The sequence below is a fragment of the Micromonospora sp. NPDC049102 genome (genome assembly GCF_043197485.1).
Lineage (GTDB): Bacteria > Actinomycetota > Actinomycetes > Mycobacteriales > Micromonosporaceae > Micromonospora.
The window spans coordinates 31,415-53,907 of record NZ_JBICTE010000011.1; the positions used below are offsets into that span (position 1 = coordinate 31,415).

Genomic DNA, 22,493 nt, shown 5'->3' on the forward strand with positions numbered 1-22,493 from the left:
CGCCTACGCCCCGGTCCCGAGCGCGCGGCTGAACCGCACGTCGCCCTCGAAGAGATGGCGGATGTCGCTGACCCCGTGCCGGACCATCAGGGTCCGGTCGATACCCATCCCGAAGGCGAAGCCGGAGTAGACCTCCGGATCGACGCCGCAGGCGCGCAGCACCCGCGGGTTGACCATCCCGCAGCCACCCCACTCGACCCACTGCGGGCCGTCGCGGTGCTCCGGGAACCACACGTCGAACTCCGCCGACGGCTCGGTGAACGGAAAGTAGTGCGGACGCCACCGGGTCTTCGCCTCCGGGCCGAACATCGCCCGCGCGAAGTGGTCGAGGGTGCCCCGCAGGTGCGCCATCGTGATGCCCTTGTCGACGACGAGCCCCTCGGCCTGGTGGAACACCGGGCTGTGCGTGGCGTCGATCTCGTCGGTGCGGTAGACCCGGCCGGGGACGATCACGTAGATCGGCGGCTTGCGGCTGAGCATCGTGCGGGTCTGCACCGTCGAGGTGTGCGTTCGTAGGACAAGGCCGGAGCCCTCCGGCGCGATGTGGAACGTGTCCATCAGACCCCGCGCCGGGTGGTCGGCGGGAATGTTCAACGCGTCGAAGTTGACCCACTCCAGGTCGACCTCGGGCCCCTCGGCCACCTCGTAGCCCATCCCGACGAACAGGTCGCTTATCGACTCCATCAGGGTGCTCAGCGGATGCCGGGCACCCCGGGGACGCCTGTCGTACGGCAGGGTGACGTCCACCCGCTCCTCGACCAGCACCCGCTCGGCCTGCTCGCGCTCCACCACCTCGGCGCGCTCGGCGTACGCGGACTCGACCGCCCGGCGGGCCTCGTTGACCCGCTTGCCGGCGTCGGACTTCGCGGCCGGCGGCAACGCGCCGATCTCCCGGCGTGCGAGGGAGACCGGGGACCGGTCACCGAGGTGCACGGATCGCAGCGCGGTCAACGCGTCCGGATCGGCAGCGGACTCGAACGCCTTCGTGGCGTCCGCGACGGCCTCGGCCAGGGCGGCGGGGTCGAGCAGGGCGACCTGCTTCGGGTCGTACGGATCGTTGCGGTAGCTCATGGCGTACGGGCACTCCCTCACGGCGGCGCCAGCCCTCATCGGGGCGGCGAAGCGAGTCTACGGACGCGCGGCTGTGCCGCAGCCCGCCGGTAGGAGTTGCGCAGGAAGCAGGTCAGGCCCGCCGCCCGCCGACACCGGCGGGCTGGCTAAACGAACGCCGTGGCGCGTTCATGGACGGACAATCTCCCCTGCTGTCAGTCGCGCCGGGTGTGGACACCCTCAGCGCTGCGCTCTCGCTGAAGCGTACAGGCAGACGGCCGCTGCGGCAGCCAGGTTGAGGCTCTCCGCGCGCCCGTACAGCGGCACCCGCACCCGGGCGTCGGCGGCGGCGGTCAACGCCTCGGGCAGCCCGTGCGCCTCGGAACCGAACAGCCAGGCGGTGGGCCCGACGAGCCGACCGTAATCGGTCAGGTCGTCCAGGTCGCTGTCGCCGTACCCGGTGGTGGCGAAGATCGACAGGCCGGCGGCCCGGAGCGCGTCGACCACCGCGAGCGGGTCGGGCGCGCGGACCACGTCGACGTGGAACAGGCTGCCGGCCGAGGCGCGGACACACTTGCCGTTGTACGGGTCGACGGCGTCCCCGGCGAAGACCACCGCACCCGCGCCGGCGGCGTCGGCGGTGCGCAGCACGGTGCCGGCGTTACCCGGGTCGCGGATCTCGGCGAGCACCGCCACCAGCCGGGGAGCACCCGAGAGGGCCTGCTCCAACGACACGTCGAGGTGCCGGCAGACAGCGACCAGCCCCTGCGGGGCGACGGTCTCGGCCAACGCGGCGACCGCGTCATCGGTCACCTCGGAGACCGGCACGTCGGCCCGGGCCGCCGTGGCGGCCAACTCCGGATGCCGGTCCAGCGCTGCGGGCGTACCGAAGAGTTCGGTGACCACACCCGGCCGCGCCAGGGCCTCGCGGACCGCCTGCGGGCCCTCGGCCAGGAAACGGCCGCTGGCATCGCGGTCCCGGCGGCGTTGCAGACGGCGGGCGGCGACAACCCTGGGGGTACGCGGGGTGAAGGCCATGATGTGCGCTCCTTCGGCACGATCGAGGCGCCCCCCGGACGGCGGTGCCGACGCGGGAGACGCCTCGCTCTGGTGCGTGGGGATCAGGCGGCCTGAGCCGCCGCGCCACCGGTGCCCTCGGCCGTGACCGCGGCCCGGGCCAGCTCGACGATCGCCGCGAACGAGGCGGCGTCGTTGACGGCCATGTCGGCCAGGATCTTGCGGTCGACCTCGATGCCGGCCAGACGCAGGCCCTGGATCAGACGGTTGTAGGTCATCCCGTTGGCCCGGGCGCCCGCGTTGATCCGCTGGATCCACAGCTGCCGGAAGTCGCCCTTGCGGTCGCGACGGTCCCGGTAGGCGTACTGCATCGAGTGCAGCACCTGCTCCTTGGCCTTGCGGTACAGCCGGGAGCGCTGACCGCGGTAACCACTCGCGGTCTCCAGCAGGGTACGACGCTTCTTCTGGGCGTTTACAGCCCGCTTGACGCGTGCCATCTCAACTCCTAGTTAGGTAAGGTGGCGCGCGTCAGCGGCCGAGCAGCTTCTTGATGCGCTTGACGTCAGCCTTGGCCACCTCGACCGTGCCGGTCAACCGGCGCGTACGGGTGGAGGACTTACCCTCCAGCAGGTGGCGCTTGCCAGCCTGCTCGGCCACGATCTTGCCACGGCCGGTCACCTTGACCCGCTTGCCCATACCCGTGTGGCTCTTCATCTTCGGCATGTGGAACGTCTTCTCCCTGTTACTTGCCGCTGGTTTCGGCGGCGGTGCCGGTGTCACCGGCCGTTGCGGTCTCGCCGGCCGTTGCGGTCTCGCCGGCCGTTGCGGTCTCGCCGACCGCCGCGGACTCATCGGCTGCCGAAACGGCCGACTCGTCCGCTGCCCGGTCCCGAGGTGCACCGCGGGACGCCGTGGCGGCGACCGCGGAGGCCTTGACGGCCCGAAGCGGAGCGAGAACCATGATCATGTTTCGGCCGTCCTGCTTCGGAGCGGCCTCGACGTATCCCAGGTCCGTGATCTCGGATTCGAGCCGACGCAGGAGCCGGTAACCCAACTCCGGGCGACTCTGCTCGCGACCGCGGAACATGATCGTCACCTTGACCTTGTCGCCCGCCTTGAGGAACCGCACCACGTGACCCTTCTTGGTCTCGTAGTCGTGCGGGTCGATCTTCGGCCGAAGCTTCATTTCCTTGATGACGGTCTGCTGCTGGTTACGCCGCGCTTCGCGCGCCTTGAGTGCGCTCTCGTACTTGAACTTGCCGAAGTCCATGAGCTTGCACACCGGCGGGCGCGCCATCGGCGCAACCTCGACCAGGTCCAGATCGACGTCCGCGGCCAGCTGAAGGGCGCGCTCCAGCGGGACGATGCCCACCTGCTCACCCTCGGGACCGACCAGTCGGACCTCACGTGCCCGGATCTGCTCGTTCACGCGTGGTTCGACGCTGATGGGGCCTCCTCGAGTCGTTTCTGCTCAGGTGCCGACCCCTGCGGCTCCCGGATGGGAACCGACCCGGAAAACAGAAGGCCCCGGCATATGCCAGGGCCCGCTCGACCGGTCGGCACGATCACAGGATCGCGCATCCGGGACCGAGACATGCCCGGAACCGGTGACCGGACCCGGCCACCGTAGCGGCGACTCGGGTGGGAGCAGGCGCTCCGCTTTCGAGGCTGCCTGCTCGCACGCGGAGACAGCCTGGTCGACTCGACAACACTACACCGTCGCCCCGCCCACTCCCAAACCGGACACCCACCCGGCATCGCCCAGCCGACGATGCTCGGGCCACGCTGGGCTCGTGACCCTGCGTTGGCACCCCAAGATCTGCACAGATTCCCGGAAGTTGCTGCTTCCCGACGGCCGGAGGCAGCAAATTCCGGGAAGTTGCTGCCTCCGAGCGAGAAATCGGCGCGGCGTGGGCGCGAGGGACGGCTCAGGTGCCGACGGCGCGTTCGGCGAGGCGGGCCAGGTGGGCCTCGTGCAGCCGGCGCAGGGCGCGCACCCCGTCGACGGCCAACTCCTTGTCGGCCGCCTGGAGCGCGACCAGCGGCAGCAGGTCGTCGTCGTACAGCTCGAGACTGGCCCACGGCGCGCCACGATCGAAGCGAACGCCCCGGACGACCTCCCAGGGCAACTCGTAGGAGCTGATGACGTTACGCACCCGGATGCCCCGCCCGTCCGCTTCCACGCGGGGGCGGGTGAACAACAGGAAACCCAGCGCGCCGAAGACGCCGAGGCCGATCATGGCGATCTGGTCACCGCGCTGGAAGCTGCCGTACCCGTCGCCGGTCGACCCGGTCAGCGAGGTGGCCACCAGGGCGAACACCACCACCAACACGATCGCCGCCGACCAGCACACCACCCGGATGCGGCGAGGCTTGAGGCGGACCAGTTCGGTGTCACTCACCCCATCAGTCTGCCACTCACGTCCGCTCCACCGACGTACCACCCGCCGAGGCCGCGGTGATACCCGTCAGAGGCGGCAGGCGTGGATGTTGGTCACCAGGATGGCGCGGGCCCCGAGGTCGTACAGCTCGTCCATGATCCGGTGCACGTCGTCGCTGAGCACCATGGCCTGCACGGCCACCCAGCCCTCGCGGTGCAGCGGCGAGACGGTGGGTGACTCGATGCCGGGGGTCAGCCCACTGGCCCGGTCCAGCAGACCGGCCGGCACGTCGTAGGCGAGCATCACGTAGCGGCGGGCCACCAGCACGCCGTGCAGGCGGCGCATCAGCTGCTCGGCCTGGGCGTGGGCGGGCGCGCCGGCACGGCGGACCAGCACCGCCGACGAGAGCAGCAGCGGCTCGCCGAACACCACGAGGCCCGCCTGACGCAGCGTCGCGCCGGTCTCCACCACGTCCGCGATCACGTCGGCGACACCGAGGCGTACGGCGTTCTCCACCGCGCCGTCGAGGCGGATGACCTCGGCCTTGACGCCCGCCTCGTCGAGGTGCCGCTCGACGAGCCCCGGGTACGCGGTGGCGATCCGGTGCCCCCCGAGCTCCTGCACGGAGGCGATGTCGTCGGGGCGGGCGGCGAAGCGGAAGGTGGCCCGGCCGAAGGCGAGGTCGACGACCTCCTCGGCGGGTGCGGCCGAGTCGATCAGCAGATCGCGGCCGGTGATGCCGAGGTCGAGGTCACCGGAGCCGACGTAGGTGGCGATGTCCTTGGGACGCAGGTAGAAGAATTCGACGTCGTTGCCCTCGTCGCGGCAGACGAGGTCCTTGGGGTCGGTGCGCTGGCGGTAGCCCGCCTCGCGCAGCATCTGGGCGGCCGGCTCGGCGAGGGTGCCCTTGTTGGGGATGGCGACACGCAACATGACGGAGTGCTCCTTCGATCGATTCTGATCAACGACGGGGCGCACTCACAGATGTCGGTAGACGTCCTTCAACTCGAGACCGCTGGCGAGCATCAGCACCTGGACCTGGTAGAGCAGTTGGGAGATCTCCTCGGCGGTGCGCTCGGGCCCCTCGTGCTCGGCGGCCATCCACGACTCGGCCGCCTCTTCGACGACCTTCTTGCCGATGAAGTGCACGCCCTTGTCCAGCGCGGCGACGGTGCCCGAGCCCGGGGTGCCGGCGGCGGCCTTGGCCTGCAGCTCGGCGAACAACTCCTCGAACGTCTTCACGGGGAACGATTCTTCCAGCCGCAGGGCCGGCACCCCGAGTCCGGGTCCGACCAACCCAGCAGGCGGACAATTCCCTACCATCGCGGTGGGAAGATCTTCGATCGATGCGCGTTGAGCTTTACGCTGTCCGCCATGGCCAGCCGCTCGCGTCTCATCGCGCTCACCCTCGCCGGCACCGTCGTCGCCGCCATCGCCGGATGCGCGCCGCAGGACGAACCGACCCCCACCGTCACCGCCGCTCCGTCCTGCGCCAAGGACAGCCTGCCCACCCGCACGCCGGGCAAGCTCACCATCGCCACCGACCAGCCGGCCTACGAGCCGTGGTTCCGGCAGGACAAGCCGGACAACGGGGAGGGCTTCGAGGCCGCCGTCGCGTACGCGGTGGCCGAGAAGCTGGGCTACGCCCGGGGCGACGTCACCTGGACCCGGGTCAAGTTCGACACCGCGATCGCGCCCGGTCCGAAGACCTTCGACTTCGACATCAACCAGTTCTCCGTCACGGAGGAACGCAAGCAGGCGGTGGACTTCTCCGCGCCGTACTACCTGGTACGGCAGACCGTCATCGCGCTCAAGTCGTCGAAGATCGCCGGCAAGACCTCCCTGGCCGACCTGCGCGGCGCCAAGCTCGGCGCCCAGGTGGGCACGACCAGCTACCAGGCGATCACCGAGGTGATCAAGCCGACGGCGAAGCCGCAGGTCTACAACAGCAACGACGACGCCAAGAAGGCCCTGCAGAACGGGCAGATCGACGGGCTCGTGGTGGACCTGCCGACGGCCTTCTACATCACCGGCGTGGAGATCACCGACGCGGTGATCGTCGGGCAGGTGCCGCAGGTGGGCGTGCCGGAGGTGTTCGGGCTGCTGCTGGACAAGAACTCACCGCTGACCCGCTGTGTGAGCGGCGCGGTCGGTCAGCTCAGCGAGGCCGGCACGCTGAGGGAGTTGGAACAGAAGTGGCTCGCGCAGGTGGCGGGGGCGGCCGAGCTGACGTGACGCCGCGGGACCACACCCCCTCCGCGGCGCAGGTGCGGCGGTCGGCGTACCGGCGTCGACAGACCATCTACAGCGTGCTGATCGCGGCCTCCTCCACGGCGGCGCTCGGCACGTTGCTGGTGGTCGCGGTGACCGGCGCGCCGGGCTGGGGCCGGGTACGGCGATCGTTCCTGGACCCGAGGATCGCCGCCGACGCGTTGCCGGCCGTACTGGACGGACTCTGGCTCAACGTACGGCTGCTGGTCTGCTGCGCGGCCGGCGCGCTGCTGCTCGGGCTGGTGATCGCCGTGCTGCGGACGCTGCGCGGCCCGATCTTCTTTCCGGTACGGGCGCTGGCCGCCGGCTACACGTACACGTTCCGCGGCCTGCCGTTGATCATCGTGCTCTACCTGCTCACCCTCGGCGTGCCCGGGTTGCGGCTGCGGGGCATGCCGTCGGTGCTGGTGCTGGGCGGAATCGCGCTGGTGCTCACCTACGGCGGCTACCTGGCCGAGGTGTTCCGGGCCGGCATCGAGTCGGTGCACCCCAGCCAACTCGCCGCAGCTCGTTCGCTGGGTCTGACCTACCGGCAGACGATGCGGCACGTGGTGCTGCCGCAGGCCGTCCGCCGGGTGGCGCCACCGCTGCTCAACGACGTGGTGGCCCTACAGAAGGACGTCGGGCTGGTCTCGCTCGCCGGTCCGATCGACGCGGTACGCGCCGCCCAGATCGCGACCGCCCAGTCGTTCAACTACACCCCGTACGTCGTGGCGGGCGTGCTGTTCGTGTTGCTCGCGATCCCGCTGATCGCGGTCACCGACTGGGTGACGCTGCGCTCGGCCCGTCGGCAGTCGGGAGGCTGACCGTGACGCTGCTGCGCTGTCGTGGCTTGCGCAAGGAGTACGGGGGCCACGTCGTGCTGGACGGGCTCGACCTGACGGTAGCCGAGCACCGGGTGGTGGCCCTGATCGGGGCGTCCGGGTCGGGCAAGTCGACTCTCCTGCGGTGCGTGAACCTCCTCGACGAGGTGGACGACGGCACCATCGAGCTGGATGGGGAGGACATCTCCGACCCGCGTGTCGACGCCGACCGGGTACGTCGACGGATCGGCATGGTGTTCCAGGCGTACAACCTGTTTCCGCACCTGAGCGTGCTGGACAACATCACCCTCGCGCCCCGGCGCGTGCACCGACGTTCCCGTGCCGAAGCCGAGGCCCAGGCCCGCGACCTGCTCGACCGGGTGGGTCTGGGCGCGAAGGCGCACGCCTATCCGGACGGGCTCTCCGGTGGGCAGCAGCAGCGGGTGGCGATCGTCCGGGCGCTGGCCAACTCGCCCCGGCTGATGCTGCTCGACGAGGTCACCTCGGCGTTGGACCCGGAACTCGTCGGCGAGGTGCTGACGATGATCCGGGATCTGAAGGCCGACGGCATGACCATGGTGCTGGCCACCCACGAGATGGGCTTCGCGCGCGAGGTCGCCGACGAGGTATGTTTCCTCGACGCCGGGCACGTCGTCGAGAGCGGCCCGCCGGAGCAGGTGCTCGGCGAGCCGACGCAGCCCCGGACCCGCCAGTTCCTGCGCCGGATCATCGAGGCCGGCCGACTCTGACGAGCCGGCCACCGAAGGCCCGGCCACCGCCCAAGCCCGGCCACCGCCGAAGACCCGGCCACCGCCGGAGAGCGGACGGCCGACCGAGGGGCGGTCAGCCGCCGAAACCGACCCGCTGGGCGTTGCCGGCGGCGACCGTACGCACGGCCAGCGCGGCGTCGAGCGCTGCGACGGTCGCCGCCCAGCCCTTGTCCTCCGCCGAGCCGGGCAGCCCCGCCCGGTCCCGGGCCTGCTCGATGGTCTCCACGGTGAGTACACCGTGCGCGACCGGCTTGCCCTCGTCCAATGCCACCCGGGTCAGCCCGTCGGTGACCGAACGGCACACGTAGTCGAAGTGGGCGGTCGCGCCGCGCACGACCACGCCGAGCGCGACCACCACGTCGCAGCGGCGCGCGAGAGCCTGGGCGACGACGGGCAGCTCGACCGAGCCGGCGACGCGGGCGACCACGGATCGCGCGCCGCACGCCTCGGCGGCCGCGACCGCGCGCTCCAGCATGTGGTCGGTCAGGTCGCCGTGCCAGCGCGCGGCCACCACGCCGACGGTCAGCCCCGCGGCGTCCACCGCGTCGACTCCCGGCTCACCGAAACCCGCCATCGTCATGCTCCGATCTCGTCGTTGGCGACCGGACGCCCCAGCGGCGCCTCGGACATCTCGTCCAACTCGTCCAGCAGGTGACCCATCCGGTCCCGCTTGGTGCGCAGGTAGCGCAGGTTCTCCGGGTGCGCGCCGGCCGGCAGACCCTCACGGCCGGTGATGGTCAGCCCGTAGCCCTCCAGCCCGGCCCGCTTGGCCGGGTTGTTGGTCAACAGCCGCATCGAGCGCACGCCCAGGTCGTAGAGGATCTGCGCACCGGTGCCGTAGTCGCGCGCGTCGGCCGGCAGACCCAGGTCCAGGTTGGCGTCGACGGTGTCCCGGCCCTGGTCCTGCAACTGGTACGCCTGGAGCTTGTGCAGCAGCCCGATGCCGCGCCCCTCGTGGCCGCGCACGTACAGGACCACGCCCCGGCCCTCGCGGGCGACCCGGGCCAGCGCGGCGTCCAACTGTGGTCCGCAGTCGCAGCGCAGCGAGCCGAACACGTCCCCGGTCAGGCACTCGGAGTGCACCCGGACCAGCACGTCCTGGCCGTCGCCGAGGTCACCGATGACCATGGCGACGTGCTCGGCCGGGTCGTGCTCGGCGCGGTAGCCGAGCGCCCGGAACACCCCGTGCCGGGTGGGCATCCGCGCCTCGGCCACCCGCTCGACCTGCTTCTCGGTACGCCGCCGGTAGGCGATCAGGTCGGCGATGGTGATCAGCACGAGGCCGTGTTCGGCGGAGAACTTCTCCAGATCCGGCAACCGCATCATGGTGCCGTCGTCGTTGACCAGCTCGCAGAGCACGCCTGCCGGGCGCAGGCCGGCGAGCCGGGTCAGGTCGATCGCCGCCTCGGTGTGCCCGGGCCGGCGCAGCACCCCACCCTCGCGGGCGCGCAGCGGCACGACGTGACCGGGGCGCGCCAGGTCGGTCGGGTCGGTGGCGGCGGCGGCGAGCAGCCGGATCGTCTGCGCCCGGTCGGCCGCCGAGATGCCGGTGCTGATCCCCTCCCGGGCGTCCACGGTCACCGTGTACGCGGTGCCGCGCCGGTCCTGGTTGGTGTGGTGCATCGGCGGCAGGTCGAGCCGGTCGGCCTCGCTCTCGGTCAACGGCACGCAGACGTACCCCGAGGTGTAGCGCACCATGAACGCCATCAGTTCCGGCGTGGCCAGCTCGGCCGCGAAGATCAGGTCGCCCTCGTTCTCCCGGTCCGCGTCGTCGACCACGACGACGGGCCGTCCGGCCGCGATCTGGGCGACCGCCTGCTCGATGTCGGCGAAGCTGCTCATGCCGCCACTCCGCTTCGCCGAACGGTCCGAGCCCCGGCCGGGTCGGTCTGGCCCGGGAGGGCCACGCGGCCTCGGCCGGGGGTCGGACCGTGAGCAGTGGCGTCATGAGGCACCATGGCGCTTGACCTGATGATTCGCTCGCTGGGCTCGCTCATGCGACGGCCTCCGTGTAGGTGGGTGGGAGTGCGGTGGCCGGCCGGGTGGCGCGCGACGTGCGCCACCAGGCGGCGAAGCCCCAGGCGCAGAACGCGCCGTAGACCAGGTACATGGCCGCCGACGGGTAGAACCCGCCGCGCAGCAGCAGCGGCACGCCGACGGCGTCCACCGCGATCCACACCAGCCAGAACTCGACCCAGCCGCGGGCCATGCCGTAGGTGGCGAGCAGGCTGCCGGTGAGGATCCAGGCGTCCGGCAGCGGACCCCAGGAGCCCAGCGCCTTGAGCACCGGGTACGCGGCGGCGGTGCCGACCACGGCGGCCAGCAGCAGGATCAGCCGCTCCCGGCCGGTGGCCCAGCGTGGCAGCACCGCGGCGTGGTCGGCGTCGACGCGGCTGTTGCGTCGCCACCGCCACCAGCCGTAGACGCTGACGGCGAAGAAGAACACCTGCCGGCCGGCCTGCCCGTACAGGTCGTGGGCCTGCGGGGTGGCGAACACCCCGCCGAGGAAGACGGTGAACAGCAGCGCGTTGCCGATCATGCCGACCGGCCACGCCCAGACCAGCCGGCGCAGCCCGAGCAGCGCGGAGACCAGCCCGAACGCGTTGCCGACGATCTCCCGGACCAGCACCGGCGAGCCGAACACCTGCACCTGGGCGTCGAGCAGCCAGCCGAGGGGGCCCATCAGACCACCTCACCGTTGCTCGGGGCCGCCCCGGACGCCTCGTCGGCGAGCCGGGCGCCGAGCAGCCGCTCGACGTACTTGGCCAGCACGTCGACCTCGAGGTTGACCGGGTCGCCGACGTGCTTCGCACCGAGGGTGGTCAGCTTCAGGGTGGTCGGGATCAAGCCGACGGCGAACTCGTCCGTGCCCACCTCGGCGACGGTCAACGAGACGCCGTCGATGGTGATCGAGCCCTTTTCCACGACGTAGCGGGACAGGCCGGCGGGGAGCCGGAACCGCACGGTCTCCCACTGCTCGGCCGGCTCCCGGGAGATCAGTTCGCCGACGCCGTCGACGTGGCCCTGCACGAGGTGCCCTCCGAGGCGGCTGCCCAGCGCCGCGGCCCGCTCCAGGTTGACCGGGTCGCCGGGGCGCAGCGCGCCCAGCGCGGAGCGGCGCAGGGTCTCGCCCATGACGTCGGCGGTGAAGACGCCGTCCGTCGCGTCCACGACGGTCAGGCAGACACCGTTGACGGCGATGGAATCACCGTGGCGGGCGTCGGACGTGACCAACGGCCCGCGCACGGCGAGAAGCGCCGAATCGCCCGCCGTGGCCGTGACGCGCACGATCTCGCCCAATTCCTCGACAATGCCGGTGAACATGTCAGGCCTCCCTCTTACGGGGCAAAGCGGTGATCCGGAGATCCGGACCGACCTGCGTAACGTCGACGAACTCCAGATCGATGGCCTCGGCGATGGTCGTCACTCCCGCGTCGATGAGGGCGGTGGGGCCGGCGCCGAGCAGCCGCGGCGCGACGTACCCGACGATCTTGTCCACCAGCCCGGCGGCGAGGAACGCGCCGGCCAGCCGTGGCCCACCCTCCAGCAGCACCGCGCGGACGCCGCGCTGGTGCAGCGCCGCGAGCAGCGCCGGCAGGTCGACCCGGCCGTCCGGACCCGCGCCGACCTCGGCGGCGGTCGCGATCCACGTCCGCGCGGCGCCGTCGCGGACCCGGGCGTCGACCGGGGTACGTCCCGAGCTGTCCACCACCACCCGCAGCGGCTGCCGGATGGCGAGGCTGCCGTCGCGCAGATTCCGGGCGGTCAGGCGGGGGTCGTCGGCGAGCACGGTGCCCACCCCGGCGATGACCGCGTCGACAGTGCCGCGCAGGGCGTGCACGTCGATCCGGGCCGCCTCCGAGGTGATCCACATGCTGGTGCCGTCCGCTGCGGCGGACCGGCCGTCGAGGGTGGCGGCGTACTTCCAGATGACGTACGGCCAGCCCCGGCGCATCGAGGTCAACCAGGCCACGTTTCCGGCCTCGGCCTCGTCACCGCGTACCCCCAGGTCCACCTGGACCCCGGCGGAGCGCAAGGTGGCGGCGCCGCCGGAGGCCACCGGGTTCGGATCCGGCACGGCGATGACCACGCGGGCCACCCCGGCCTGGACCAGCGCGGTGCTACAGGGGCCGGTGCGGCCGGTGTGGTCGCAGGGTTCCAGAGTGACGACCGCGGTGCTGCCCTTCGCGCGCCGCCCGGCCTGCGCCAGGGCGACGATCTCGGCGTGCGGCCCGCCGGCGTAGGCGTGGAAGCCCTCGCCCACGACCTGGCCGTCCTCGTCGAGCAGCACGCACCCGACAACCGGGTTCGGGCTGGTGGTACCCAGCCCGCGTGCCGCCAGCTCGATCGCACGTCGCATCGCCTCGTCGACGGAGACGCTGGCCATCGCCCTGCCCTGCCCTCTCACTCGCCGGTGCGCGCGGGCGGGTCGGGGAGGCGGCATGGACCGCGGGCAGGCGGCGGCGGATTCCGGGTACGGCACAGCCGCCCCGGGAAGGGCGGCAGGCACGCTGAAGCCAGCGGCCGGCTCGGACCCGTCCGTCCCGCGCGCTGTCTCCCATCCGGACTGTCTGGGCGCGGACCAACCGCTCCCAACCGTCGGCCCCGGATTCTCACCAGGTCCACCGTGCGGCCGAAGCCGTCCGGGTCGCGGGCTGACCACGGTCTGACCGTGGATCACCGCCGGTTCGGAATTTCACCGAGTCCCGCCAGCGCGTGGTGGGTACTTCGCAGTCTTACACGCCGAACCCGGTGTGTCGTTATCGAGGCGAGCTACTTCACAGCGGGATCACGCCTCAGGGGACACCGCGCCGCCGGTCCACGGCGACGTACGACCCCGGCTGGCTCTTGGCGACCGTCTTCATCTCCGAGGCCACCGCGATGGCCTCGAGCGGGTCGGTGAAGCGCTTGCCGGCGTCGGACAGGGAGACGCCGATCGAGAGCGTGACCAGGGCCGCCCGGCGGATGTTGCCGCGGCGGTCCTTCAACTCGACGAATCCGCGCTCGCGGTCGGTCGGGTCGTAGAGCGTGTCGGCGGACTTCTCGAAGTCGACCACCGCCCGGGAGGTGAGCGGGCGGACCTGGTCGGGTGCGCAGACGATCACGAAGTCGTCGCCGCCGACGTGGCCGAGGAAGGCCGGCGGCAGACCCACCGCCACCACCGCACGGTGCAGGCTGCGGGCCAGCGCGGAGATGAAGTCGTCGCCCCGGACGAAGCCGTACCGGTCGTTGACGCTCTTGAACCGGTCGATGTCGATGTAGCCGACCGCGTAGTCGACCCCCTGGCGGACCCGGTCGCTGATCTCCCGACGGATGCGGCTGTTGCCGGGCAGTCCGGTGAGCGGGGAGACCTCCCGGAACTCCTTGTTGCGCCGCAGCGTCGAGGAGACCCGGGCCACCAACTCGGCGGTGTCGAAGGGCTTGACCAGGTAGTCGTCCGCGCCCGCGCTGAGCCCGTGGACCTTGTCCACGGTCATTCCCTTGGCGGTCAACATGATCACCGGCAGGGCGGAGGTCATCGGGTCGGCACGCAGCCGCCGGGTCAGTTCCAGACCGTCGACACGGGGCATCATAAGGTCGACCACCGCGAGGTCCGGCCGTTGCCGCTCGATGACCTCCAGCGCCTCCTGACCGTCGCTGGCGTGGATCACCTCGAAGCCGTGCAACCGCAGGTTGAACTCGACGAACCGGGCGATGTCCTCGTCGTCGTCCACGACGAGGATCACGTCCTTGCGATCGACCTCGGGCTCCACCTCAGGCCTCGGGCGCCGCGCGTTCCGCCAGTGCCCGCAGGTGCCGGACCGCCTCCGCCGGGTCGGCGGCACCGTAGACGGCGGTCCCGGCCACGAACGCGTCGGCACCGGCGGCGGCCGCCTGCTCGATGGTGTCGGCGGCGATCCCCCCGTCCACCTCGATGCGCAGCTCCAGGTGCCCGGCGTTCACGTGCCGGCGGGCGGCGCGGACCTTGTTTAGCAGTTGCGGGATGAACCGCTGACCGCCGAAGCCCGCCTTGATCGTCATGATCAGCAGGGTGTCGAAGCTGGGCAGCAGGTCCAGGTACGGCTCGATCGGGGTGTCCCGGTCGATGGCCAGTCCGGCCTTCGCGCCGGCCGAGCGCAGGTCCTTGGCCAGGGCCACCGGGTCGTCGGCCGCCTCCGCGTGGAAGGTGACGTTGTACGCCCCGGCGTCGGCGTACCCGGGCGCCCAGCGGCGCGGGTCGGAGATCATCAGGTGCACGTCGAACGGCATCGTGGTGGCAGCCCGCAGGCTCTGCACCACGGGCAGTCCGATGGTCAGGTTGGGCACGAAATGGTTGTCCATCACGTCCACGTGCAACCAGTCCGCGGCGTCCTCGACGGCACGGACCTCTTCGGCGAGGTGAGCGAAATCGGCGGCCAGGATGCTCGGCGCGACGATCGGCGGCGGTACGGTCACGGGGCCAGTGTACGAACGCGGCCACCCGCCGCCCGCAGCACGGCACCAACTCCGACACGCTGTGATCCAGCAGTTACCAGTAGTACAGAATGAGCCGGTCCGGGCCATCGATTCCGGACGAACAGACATCAGTGGCTGGCCGATCGACCCAAACGCGGCGACACTCCAAGCGGGACGGTGCCGTAGGCTCCACGCCCGCCGGGGTCGCGCCGCGGGGCGCGGCGACCGGTCGCCAGCTCCCGGGAGGGCGGACGATGCGACGGTGGCTTGCAGCGCTGGCGCTGGTCGGCGTCACGACGATGCTGCTGTCCGGCTGCGCGCCGGCGCGGGGCGCGGACGGTGATCTCACCGACGACTGGCCGGAGCTGCGGGTTCCACGACCCTTCACCCCGGCCACCGACACCTGCCTGCCCCGGATCACCTCGGTCGTGCAGGCCAGCACGTACGAGACCGTGGACTGCGCCCGCAGCCACCTCGCCGAGGCGATCCACGTCGGCACGTTCACCGGCCCGGCGGCGCGCGCCGGGGCTCGGCCGGGCCCCGGCACGACCGCGTTGCGCGCGGCCCGCTCCGAGTGCGACCAGCGGGCCCGGGAGGTGCTCGGCGGCGACTGGCACGCGGCGCGGCTCACCCTGACCCTCTCGCTGCCCACGGCACCGGCCTGGACCGGAGGCGCACGGTGGTTCCGTTGCGACCTCAGCGAGACCGACAGCATCGACAACACCCGGCCGGTGAACCGGGTCGGCAGCCTGCGCGGCGCGTTGATCGGCGACAGCCCGCTGACACACCGCTGCTTCGATCCCAAGCTCATCGGCGACAACCTCAACTACATGGCCCCGGTCCTCTGCACCGAGCCGCACCGCGCCGAGTTCGTCGGCGTCTACGAGGAGAAGGACATGAACTGGGCGGCCTTCTCCCGCGCGGGCGAGCAGGCCCACCGGCGCTGCATGGCCTTGATCGCCGCGTACGTGGCAGTGCCCAACAACAGCGAGCTGCCGTACCGGGCCGGGTCCATCTACTACCCACCGTCGCAGCGGGAGTGGGAGGAGGGCGACCGCGGGGTGCGCTGTTTCCTGTGGAGCGACGATCGCGAACTCACCCGTTCGATGCGCGGCGCCGGCCCCGAGGGACTGCCCGCCATCTGAGCCATGGTGCCGTATGCTGCTGCGCCGTGGCGCTACCGGCCGGCTGGGGCCGGCCGGAGGTCACCAGCGGCGGGAGGTCGAACGATGCGACGGTGGTTGACGGCGGTTGCCGGGAGCGCGGCGGTGGCGCTGGCGCTCAGCGGCTGTGGCGCGCCCGCCGGAGTCGACCGGAACCTCGTCGACGACTGGCCGGCGCCGGTGGCGGCGCAGCAGTTCGTCCCCGCCGCGGGTGTCTGCCACCACTCCTCCCAGCAGGTCGGCTTCCTCAGCGGCTACAACCCGATGGAGTGCAGTGAGGCGCACCGGGTGGAGACCGTCCACGTCGGCACGCTCACCGGCCCCGGGGCGGAGCGCGGCACGACCCCGCCTCCGGGCTCGGAGGGCATGCGGGCCGCCCAGTCCGGCTGCGACAAGGAGGTCACCAAGGCGGTCGGCGGCGACTGGCGCTCCGGACGCCTCGGACTGACCGTCGTGCTGCCGTCCGCGCCCGCCTGGGCCGGCGGCGCCCGCTGGTACCGCTGTGACGTCACCGAGATCGCCAGCATCGACGACACCGCCGTCGACCTGCGCACCGGCAGCCTGCGGGGCGCGCTGAGCGGCGCGGCGCCGCTGGCGTACCGCTGCTTCAACCCGAAGCTGGTCAAGGACAAGATCGAGGAGATGGTCGCGGTGTCCTGCACCGCGAAGCACCACGCCGAGTTCGTCGGGATCTGGCAGGCCCCCGACATCAGCTACGCGGAATTCAACCGCACCACCAAGCGCACCCACCAAGCGTGCCAGTCGGTCACCGCCAAGTACGCCAAGGTGCCGGACGACTCCAAGCTCGACTTTCGCGCCGGGACGATCTACTACCAGCCGTACGAGCAGGAGTGGAAGAACGGCAACCGCGGCGTGCAGTGCTTCCTGTGGATCAGCGACCGGAACCTGACCCGCTCCATGCGCAACGCCGGCAACAAGGGTCTCCCGGTCACCTGACCCGTCCGTCGTACCGCCCCCGGCCCCGTCCCGGGCCGGGGGCGTCGTCGTGTCAGCCCTTGCGCAGGACGGCGAGGAACATCGCGTCGGTGCCGTGCCGGTGTGGCCACAGCTGCACCGTCGGGCCGTCACCCAGTCCGGGCATACCGGCGGGCAGCAGCGGCCGGGCGTCGACGAAGTCCACCGTGGCGCCGCTGCGACGGGCCGCCTCGGTGACCGTCACGTGCGTCTCCACGGTGTGCGGCGAACAGGTGACGTACGCGACCAGTCCGCCCGGCCGGACCGCCCGCAGCGCCGCGCCCAGCAGCTCGCGCTGCAACCGGGTCAACGGCGGCAGGTCCGACGGCTGGCGACGCCAGCGCGACTCGGGCCGGCGACGCAGCGAGCCCAGCCCGGTGCACGGCGCGTCCACCAGCACCCGGTCGAAGTGGCCCTCCGGCAGCTTCGGGTCGCCGCCGACCTCACGGCCGTCCATCGTCAGCACGGTCACCGGCAGGTCCCGGGTCGCCAGGGAGACCAGCCGGGCCCGGTGCTCGGCCACCTCCACGGCGGTCAGGCGGGCGCCCCGCTGAGCGGCCAGCGCGCCGAGCAGTCCGGCCTTGCCGCCGGGGCCGGCGCAGAGGTCCAGCCAGCGTCCGTCCGGGCCGTCCAGCGGCGCGTCGGCGAGCGCGGTGGCCACCAGCTGGGAGCCCTCGTCCTGCACGTGGGCACGGCCGTCGACCACCGCCGGGATGTCGCCCGGCGACCCGCCGGGCAGATAGACGGCGTACGGCGAGAAGGCACCGGGCGCTCCGCCGACCTCGTCGGCCAACTCGACCGGGTCGATCAGGCCGGGCCGGGCACACAGATGCACCGGGGGGCGCTCGTTGTCCTCGATCAGGAGTCGGGCCGTCTCACCGAGGTCACCGCCGAGCGCCTCGGAGAACGCCCGCACGATCCACTGCGGGTGGCTGTACGCCAGCGCGAGGTGCCCGACCGGGTCGGTCTCCATGGGCGGGGCGAGCTTGGCCACCCACGCGTCGATGTCGCGGGTCGACACCTCGCGCAGCACCGCGTTGGCGAACCCGGCGGCACCCGGAGCGACCGAGCGGACCAGGTCCACGGTCGACGACACGGCGGCGTGCGGGGGCACCCGCGTGTGCAGCAACTGGTACGCGCCGATCCGCAACGCGTCGCGCGCCGGCGGGTCGATCCGGGCCACGTCCCGGCCGGACGCGTCGCTGAGGATCGCGTCCAGCGTGCCCAGGTGGCGCAGCGTGCCGTAGGTCAGCTCGGTGGCGAAGGCGGCGTCGCGGCCGTACAACCCCTCCTCGCGCAGGATGATGGGCAGCACCAGGTTGGCGAACGCGTCGTCGCGGTGCACCGCCGCCACCGCCTCGTACGCGGCGCGGCGCGGTCGGTCCATCGGTGGGCGGACCGGTCGACGATCCCCGCCCCGATCGGCCCACGAGCCGGAGCGCGTCGGGCGGGTCCCCTCCGGTGCCGTCACGCGAATTCCTCTCCAGTGCCCACCCGGACGCCGCGCGCCCAGTCGGTCGCGCCCATGGCCCGCTTGCCCGCGGCGCGGACCTCGCCGAGTCGCACCGGCACGGTCGCCGTGCCGGCCAGCACCCGCGTCTTCTCCACCAGCAACTCCCCCGGCTTCAGCTCGGGGCCGTCGGGCACCGGGACGACCGGACCGAGCTTCACCCGCTCGTCGCGGAAGGTCGTCCACGCGCCGGGGGCCGGGGTGCAGGCACGGATCCGCCGGTCCACCGCGAAGCCCGGGTCACTCCAGCGGACCCGGGCGTCCTCCACCGTCAGCTTCGGCGCCAGAGTCACCCCGTCGGCGGGCTGCGGCTCCGCGCGGGCGGTGCCGTCGGCGATGGCGTCGAGCACCGCCACCAGCAGCCCCGCGCCGGCGTCGGCGAGCCGTTCCAGCAGGTCGCCGGACGTGTCGCCGGGGCGGATCTCGTCGGTCAGGATGCCGTAGACGGGCCCGGTGTCCAGGCCCTGCTCCAGTTGGAAGACGCTGGCTCCGGTCAGCTCGTCGCCGTGCAGGACGGCGTGCTGCACGGGCGCCGCGCCCCGCCAGGCCGGCAATAGCGAGAAGTGCAGATTGATCCAGCCGTGGCGAGGGATCTCCAGCGCGGACGGCGGCACCAGCGCGCCGTAGGCCACCACCGGCACGCAGTCCGGCGAGAGCTCGCGCAGCCGGTCGAGGAACTCCGGGTCACGGGGCCGGGCCGGCGTCAGCACCTCCACGCCGTGTTCGTCGGCCCACGTGCCGACCGGGGACCGGGACAGGCCCCTCCCCCGTCCGGCGGGCGCGTCGGGTCGGGTGACGACGGCGACCAGTTCGTGCTGGGAGGCCGCGACGGCGGCCAGGGCCGGTACGGCCACCGCCGGGGTGCCGGCGAAGATCACGCGCATCCGGGTCAGCGCCCCAGACCGAAGGGGTCGCTGATGTGCGGGCTCAGCTTGACCGTGGGCGGGGCCGAACCGTCGTACCACTCGGCCTGGCGGATCGCCTTCATGGCCTCCTTGCGCCCCTGTGCGTCCAGTCGGTCCAGGAAGAGCACCCCGTCGAGGTGGTCGGTCTCGTGCTGCACGCAGCGCGCCATCAGACCGCTGCCGACGATCTGCATCGGGTCGCCGAACGAGCTGAAGCCCTTGGCGACGACGTTCTGCCGACGCTTGGTGTCGAAGTAGAGCCCGGGGATCGACAGGCAGCCCTCCGGGCCGTCCTGTTCCTCCTCGTCGGGGAACTCCAGCACGGGGTTGATCAGGTGCCCGAGCACGTCGTCGACGTCGAAGGTGAACACCCGCAGACTCACGCCGAGCTGCGGCGCGGCCAGACCGGCGCCGTTCTGCTCACGCATCGTGTCGGTGAGGTCGGCGACGAGGCGACGTAGCTCGGCGTCGAAGTTGACCACCGGATCGGCCGGCGTGCGCAGCACCGGATCCCCAAACAGACGGATGGGCTGGACGGTCACGCGGGACGGCTCCTTCGTCGGACGGGCGAGCGGTGCCGTACCAGTCTACGGAGTGCCCGGCAGCGCGCCGGCCGGCGTACCTCGATCGACCACCGGCGGTGTGCCCAGCGTCACCGAGCCGGCTCCGGAAACCGCGGTCCGGGCCAGCAGGGCCCGGACCCGCTCGCCGTGGGGATGGCCGAGGTCGTCGAGGATGCGCAGGGAACGCTGCCAGGTCCGCGCCGCGCCGACCGCGTCCCCCGCTGCCTGCCGGCTCTCGCCGAGCCGGGACAGGGTGTCCGCCTCGTCGTAGCGGTCGCTGATCCGCCGGTACAGCCGCAGCGCCCGGCCGTAACAGCGGATCGCCTCCCGGTGGTCACCCAGCCGCGCGTGGACGAAGCCGAGGCTGTCCCAGGTGTTCGCCTCGCCGTGCCGGTCGCCGGTGCGGCGCAGCAACTCCAACGCCTGCCCGCAGTGCGCGAGCGCCGGGGCGTACTGGCCGAGCTGGGCGTGCGCCCAACCGACCGCGTTGCGGGCGCTCGCCTCACCGGCCAGGTGGCCGGCGTCGCGGTACAGCGCCAGCGCCCGCTGGCCGTGCTCCAACGCCTCGGCGTGCCGGCCGAGACCGTCGAACATCGCGCCGAACGCCCGGTGGGTGCGCGCCTGCCCGGTGTGGTCACCCAACGCCCCGAAGATCTCCAGGGCGTGCCGGTAGTTGCTCGCCGCCTCGTCCACCCGGCCCAGCCGCGACAGCACCCGGGCGAGGTCGCGGTGGGCGTTCGCCTGCCCGAGTCGGTCACCCGCCCGCCGGGCACCGGCCAGGGCGGTCCGCTGGGCGGCGGCGAGGTCCGGCCACCGCCCTCGCCGTTGCAGGAAGTCCACACAGCGTCCACGCCAGCTGCCAGGCGTGGCCGTCGAACCCGACGCGGTTGGCGTGCGCGACCGCCGCCAGGAGCACCGGGTACTCGACCGTGAACCAGGCGAGCGCCTGACCGTGGTCGGTGATCTCCTCGGGCACCACACCGGGTGGGGCCGGGGCCAGGGTGACCGGATCCCGGCCCGGCTGCAACAGCAGCGCGGCCGCGTGGGCGGTGTGCAGGTAGTGGTCCAGTCCGCGCCGGATCGCGTCCCGCCGGGTCCGCGCCGGTTCGCATCGTTCGACCTGCTGTGCGGCGTACGCCCGGAGCAGGTCGTGCGCGCCGAAGCGCCCGGGGGCGTGCTCGGTGACGAGGTGTGCGTGAGCCAGTTCCGCCAGCAGCCGGGGCGCCTGCTCCCGGGGCAGCCCGGCGAGGCTGGCCGCCGCCGCCACACCGATGTCCGGGCCCGGGTGGCAGCCGAACAACCGGAACAGCCGCGCGGCCGCGGGCGTGAGGCTCTGGTACGACCAGGAGAAGACGGCCTGTACGTCGGTGCTGGCGTCACCGGCGTCGAACGAGTCCAGCGGACGGAGCGCTCCCCGCAGCTCCGCGGCCAGGCTGGACAGGGCGAACCCGGGTTTCGCCGCCCCCCGCGCGGCGAGCACCGCCAGCGCCAGCGGCAACCGTGCGCACCGCTCGATGATCTCGTCCACGGCCTGCGGTTGGGAGGTCAGGCGGTCCGCGCCGAGCCGGCGGGCCAGCAACTGCCACGCCTCGGCGGCGCTGAGCAGCTCCACGCCGACCGGCCGGGCGCCCTCGGCGGCGACCAGGCCGGCCAGCCGGTTGCGGCTGGTGACCAGGACCAGACAGGTCGGACTGCCGGCCAGGAGCGGCCGGACCTGCTCGGCGTCGCGGGCGTTGTCGAGCAGCACCAGCATCCGGCGTTTGGCGAGCAGGCTGCGGTAGAGACCCACCTGCGCGCTCAGGTGGGTGGGAATCCGTTCGGGCGGCACCTCGAGGGCTTCGAGAAAGCCCCGGACCCCCTCGGCAGCCGTCACGACCGTCCCGGTGGAGTCGAATCCGCGCAGGTCGACGTAGAGCTGCCCGTCCGGGAACCGATCGGCGACCCGGTGCGCCCAGTGCACCGCCAGGGTGGTCTTGCCGACCCCGGCCGTGCCGGACAGCGTCACCACCGTGGCGGGCGCCAGGCCGCCGTCACCGGAGGTGCCCGCGGCGGCGCAGGCGGCGTCGAGCTGGGCGAGTTGGGCGGTACGTCCGACGAATCCGGGCAGCGCCGGCGGCAGTTGACGGGGTACGGGGAGACGGTTCGGCGTCGAGGCGACCCGTGCGTCACCGCCCCTGGCGCGTACGGCCCCGACGCCCGCCGGCGCGCTGGCCGCCTGGTCCCGGGTCGGGCGTCGACGGTGCTCCTCGATCCGGTCCCGTGCGGTGGCCAGCACACCCTGCTCGGTGGGACTCGCACCGAGCAGTCGGATGAGCGCGTCGAACCGCTCCGGCGGGGGCAGGACGTTGCCGGCGAAGTACTCCCCGATGATGCCGCGTGACCAGCCCGTCTTGGCCGCCAACTGCCGGTACGTCAGCCGGGTCTCGCCCTGCTGCCGTGCTTCGCGGCGACGCAGTTGGCGCAGCAGTGCGGCCAGGTCCGGCAGGGTCTGCGCCGCGACGGCGCGGCGCGCCACCTCGCACGCCTCGGGCGACTCCTGCGGCCTGGGACGAACGCCGGGAGCAACCCACTGGTCGGACATGCGGCCCCCACCCCCTCCCGGTCACCCGGCCGCCCCGGATGCCGACACGGGCAGGCTAGTTGCGGCCAC

The 22,493-nt window shown here is 72.4% G+C and carries 25 protein-coding genes; 5 read left to right on the plus strand and 20 right to left on the minus strand.

Going from position 1 to position 22,493, the window contains the following annotated elements; translation table 11 throughout:
- Positions 1 to 3 precede the first annotated feature (3 nt).
- The 8 genes from pheS to ACGFH9_RS13810 all read right to left on the minus strand — a co-directional run bounded on the left by pheS (position 4) and on the right by ACGFH9_RS13810 (position 5,690).
- Positions 4 to 1,071: a phenylalanine--tRNA ligase subunit alpha gene (gene pheS, locus ACGFH9_RS13775; RefSeq protein ID WP_393218416.1), complete on the minus strand. Its 1,068-nt coding sequence runs from the start codon at positions 1,069 to 1,071 to the stop codon at positions 4 to 6.
- 219 nt (positions 1,072 to 1,290) lie between these two features.
- Positions 1,291 to 2,088 carry a TrmH family RNA methyltransferase gene (locus ACGFH9_RS13780; protein ID WP_393218418.1) on the minus strand — a complete coding sequence of 266 codons (798 nt, stop codon included), beginning with the start codon at positions 2,086 to 2,088 and terminating at the stop codon, positions 1,291 to 1,293.
- A gap of 83 nt (positions 2,089 to 2,171) precedes the next feature.
- Positions 2,172 to 2,564 (minus strand): 50S ribosomal protein L20, encoded by a 393-nt coding sequence (gene rplT / locus ACGFH9_RS13785; RefSeq protein WP_007458417.1) that lies wholly within the window; start codon positions 2,562 to 2,564, stop codon positions 2,172 to 2,174.
- A 31-nt stretch (positions 2,565 to 2,595) separates the two neighbouring features.
- Positions 2,596 to 2,790: a 50S ribosomal protein L35 gene (gene rpmI, locus ACGFH9_RS13790; RefSeq protein WP_110566082.1), complete on the minus strand. Its 195-nt coding sequence runs from the start codon at positions 2,788 to 2,790 to the stop codon at positions 2,596 to 2,598.
- A gap of 19 nt (positions 2,791 to 2,809) precedes the next feature.
- The gene (gene infC / locus ACGFH9_RS13795) at positions 2,810 to 3,496 is read right to left on the minus strand and encodes a translation initiation factor IF-3 (RefSeq protein ID WP_393218422.1); all 687 of its coding nucleotides are present in this window, start codon (positions 3,494 to 3,496) and stop codon (positions 2,810 to 2,812) included.
- Positions 3,497 to 3,995: 499 nt separating this feature from the next.
- Complete coding sequence (locus ACGFH9_RS13800) at positions 3,996 to 4,469, minus strand: PH domain-containing protein (RefSeq protein WP_393218425.1); 474 nt, start codon at positions 4,467 to 4,469, stop codon at positions 3,996 to 3,998.
- 66 nt (positions 4,470 to 4,535) lie between these two features.
- Entirely contained in the window at positions 4,536 to 5,381 is an 846-nt protein-coding gene (gene hisG / locus ACGFH9_RS13805; protein WP_355243233.1) for an ATP phosphoribosyltransferase, read from the minus strand.
- Between the two features lie 45 nt (positions 5,382 to 5,426).
- Positions 5,427 to 5,690 carry a phosphoribosyl-ATP diphosphatase gene (locus ACGFH9_RS13810; RefSeq protein WP_030335709.1) on the minus strand — a complete coding sequence of 88 codons (264 nt, stop codon included), beginning with the start codon at positions 5,688 to 5,690 and terminating at the stop codon, positions 5,427 to 5,429.
- A 132-nt stretch (positions 5,691 to 5,822) separates the two neighbouring features.
- Between ACGFH9_RS13810 and ACGFH9_RS13815 the strand changes: the two genes are divergently transcribed.
- The 3 genes from ACGFH9_RS13815 to ACGFH9_RS13825 are packed head-to-tail and all read left to right on the plus strand — an operon-like array spanning position 5,823 to position 8,271.
- Entirely contained in the window at positions 5,823 to 6,683 is an 861-nt protein-coding gene (locus tag ACGFH9_RS13815) for an ABC transporter substrate-binding protein (RefSeq protein WP_393218429.1), read from the plus strand.
- Positions 6,680 to 7,525: an amino acid ABC transporter permease gene (locus ACGFH9_RS13820; RefSeq protein WP_393218432.1), complete on the plus strand. Its 846-nt coding sequence runs from the start codon at positions 6,680 to 6,682 to the stop codon at positions 7,523 to 7,525. Before ACGFH9_RS13815 ends, ACGFH9_RS13820 begins: the two co-directional genes overlap by 4 nt.
- Positions 7,526 to 7,527: 2 nt before the next feature.
- The gene (locus tag ACGFH9_RS13825) at positions 7,528 to 8,271 is read left to right on the plus strand and encodes an amino acid ABC transporter ATP-binding protein (RefSeq protein ID WP_393218435.1); all 744 of its coding nucleotides are present in this window, start codon (positions 7,528 to 7,530) and stop codon (positions 8,269 to 8,271) included.
- A 94-nt stretch (positions 8,272 to 8,365) separates the two neighbouring features.
- Here the strand turns inward: ACGFH9_RS13825 and ribH are convergent, their stop codons facing one another.
- The 7 genes from ribH to rpe form a co-directional block, all read right to left on the minus strand.
- Complete coding sequence (ribH, locus tag ACGFH9_RS13830; RefSeq protein ID WP_151487814.1) at positions 8,366 to 8,866, minus strand: 6,7-dimethyl-8-ribityllumazine synthase; 501 nt, start codon at positions 8,864 to 8,866, stop codon at positions 8,366 to 8,368.
- A gap of 2 nt (positions 8,867 to 8,868) precedes the next feature.
- Entirely contained in the window at positions 8,869 to 10,134 is a 1,266-nt protein-coding gene (locus ACGFH9_RS13835) for a bifunctional 3,4-dihydroxy-2-butanone-4-phosphate synthase/GTP cyclohydrolase II (protein WP_393218438.1), read from the minus strand.
- A gap of 151 nt (positions 10,135 to 10,285) precedes the next feature.
- Positions 10,286 to 10,975 (minus strand): nicotinamide riboside transporter PnuC, encoded by a 690-nt coding sequence (pnuC, locus tag ACGFH9_RS13840; protein WP_393218441.1) that lies wholly within the window; start codon positions 10,973 to 10,975, stop codon positions 10,286 to 10,288.
- Entirely contained in the window at positions 10,975 to 11,616 is a 642-nt protein-coding gene (locus ACGFH9_RS13845) for a riboflavin synthase (protein WP_393218443.1), read from the minus strand. Before ACGFH9_RS13845 ends, pnuC begins: the two co-directional genes overlap by 1 nt.
- Before the next feature lies 1 nt (position 11,617).
- Positions 11,618 to 12,679, minus strand: coding sequence for a bifunctional diaminohydroxyphosphoribosylaminopyrimidine deaminase/5-amino-6-(5-phosphoribosylamino)uracil reductase RibD (gene ribD, locus ACGFH9_RS13850; protein WP_393218446.1), 1,062 nt, complete (start codon positions 12,677 to 12,679; stop codon positions 11,618 to 11,620).
- Between the two features lie 409 nt (positions 12,680 to 13,088).
- A complete protein-coding gene (locus tag ACGFH9_RS13855; RefSeq protein ID WP_393218448.1) occupies positions 13,089 to 14,117 on the minus strand; it encodes a response regulator in 1,029 nt (342 codons plus the stop codon).
- The gene (gene rpe / locus ACGFH9_RS13860; RefSeq protein ID WP_393218451.1) at positions 14,047 to 14,727 is read right to left on the minus strand and encodes a ribulose-phosphate 3-epimerase; all 681 of its coding nucleotides are present in this window, start codon (positions 14,725 to 14,727) and stop codon (positions 14,047 to 14,049) included. The genes ACGFH9_RS13855 and rpe overlap by 71 nt, the downstream gene beginning before the upstream one ends.
- Positions 14,728 to 14,981: 254 nt before the next feature.
- On the opposite strand from rpe, the gene ACGFH9_RS13865 reads away from it, so the two are divergent.
- On the plus strand, positions 14,982 to 15,872 hold the full coding sequence (locus tag ACGFH9_RS13865) for a septum formation family protein (RefSeq protein WP_393218453.1): 891 nt from the start codon (positions 14,982 to 14,984) through the stop codon (positions 15,870 to 15,872).
- Positions 15,873 to 15,956: 84 nt separating this feature from the next.
- The gene (locus ACGFH9_RS13870; RefSeq protein ID WP_355243199.1) at positions 15,957 to 16,847 is read left to right on the plus strand and encodes a septum formation family protein; all 891 of its coding nucleotides are present in this window, start codon (positions 15,957 to 15,959) and stop codon (positions 16,845 to 16,847) included.
- A gap of 52 nt (positions 16,848 to 16,899) precedes the next feature.
- On the opposite strand, the gene ACGFH9_RS13875 is transcribed toward ACGFH9_RS13870, so the two are convergent.
- The 5 genes from ACGFH9_RS13875 to ACGFH9_RS13895 are packed head-to-tail and all read right to left on the minus strand — an operon-like array spanning position 16,900 to position 22,424.
- Entirely contained in the window at positions 16,900 to 18,342 is a 1,443-nt protein-coding gene (locus tag ACGFH9_RS13875) for an RsmB/NOP family class I SAM-dependent RNA methyltransferase (RefSeq protein WP_393218682.1), read from the minus strand.
- Positions 18,333 to 19,259, minus strand: a complete 927-nt coding sequence (gene fmt, locus ACGFH9_RS13880) for a methionyl-tRNA formyltransferase (protein ID WP_393218456.1) — start codon at positions 19,257 to 19,259, stop codon at positions 18,333 to 18,335. Before fmt ends, ACGFH9_RS13875 begins: the two co-directional genes overlap by 10 nt.
- A gap of 5 nt (positions 19,260 to 19,264) precedes the next feature.
- Entirely contained in the window at positions 19,265 to 19,822 is a 558-nt protein-coding gene (def, locus tag ACGFH9_RS13885) for a peptide deformylase (RefSeq protein WP_355243190.1), read from the minus strand.
- Between the two features lie 45 nt (positions 19,823 to 19,867).
- Complete coding sequence (locus tag ACGFH9_RS13890) at positions 19,868 to 20,683, minus strand: tetratricopeptide repeat protein (RefSeq protein WP_393218459.1); 816 nt, start codon at positions 20,681 to 20,683, stop codon at positions 19,868 to 19,870.
- The gene (locus ACGFH9_RS13895) at positions 20,598 to 22,424 is read right to left on the minus strand and encodes an NB-ARC domain-containing protein (RefSeq protein WP_393218461.1); all 1,827 of its coding nucleotides are present in this window, start codon (positions 22,422 to 22,424) and stop codon (positions 20,598 to 20,600) included. Before ACGFH9_RS13895 ends, ACGFH9_RS13890 begins: the two co-directional genes overlap by 86 nt.
- Between the last annotated feature and the right edge of the window lie 69 nt (positions 22,425 to 22,493).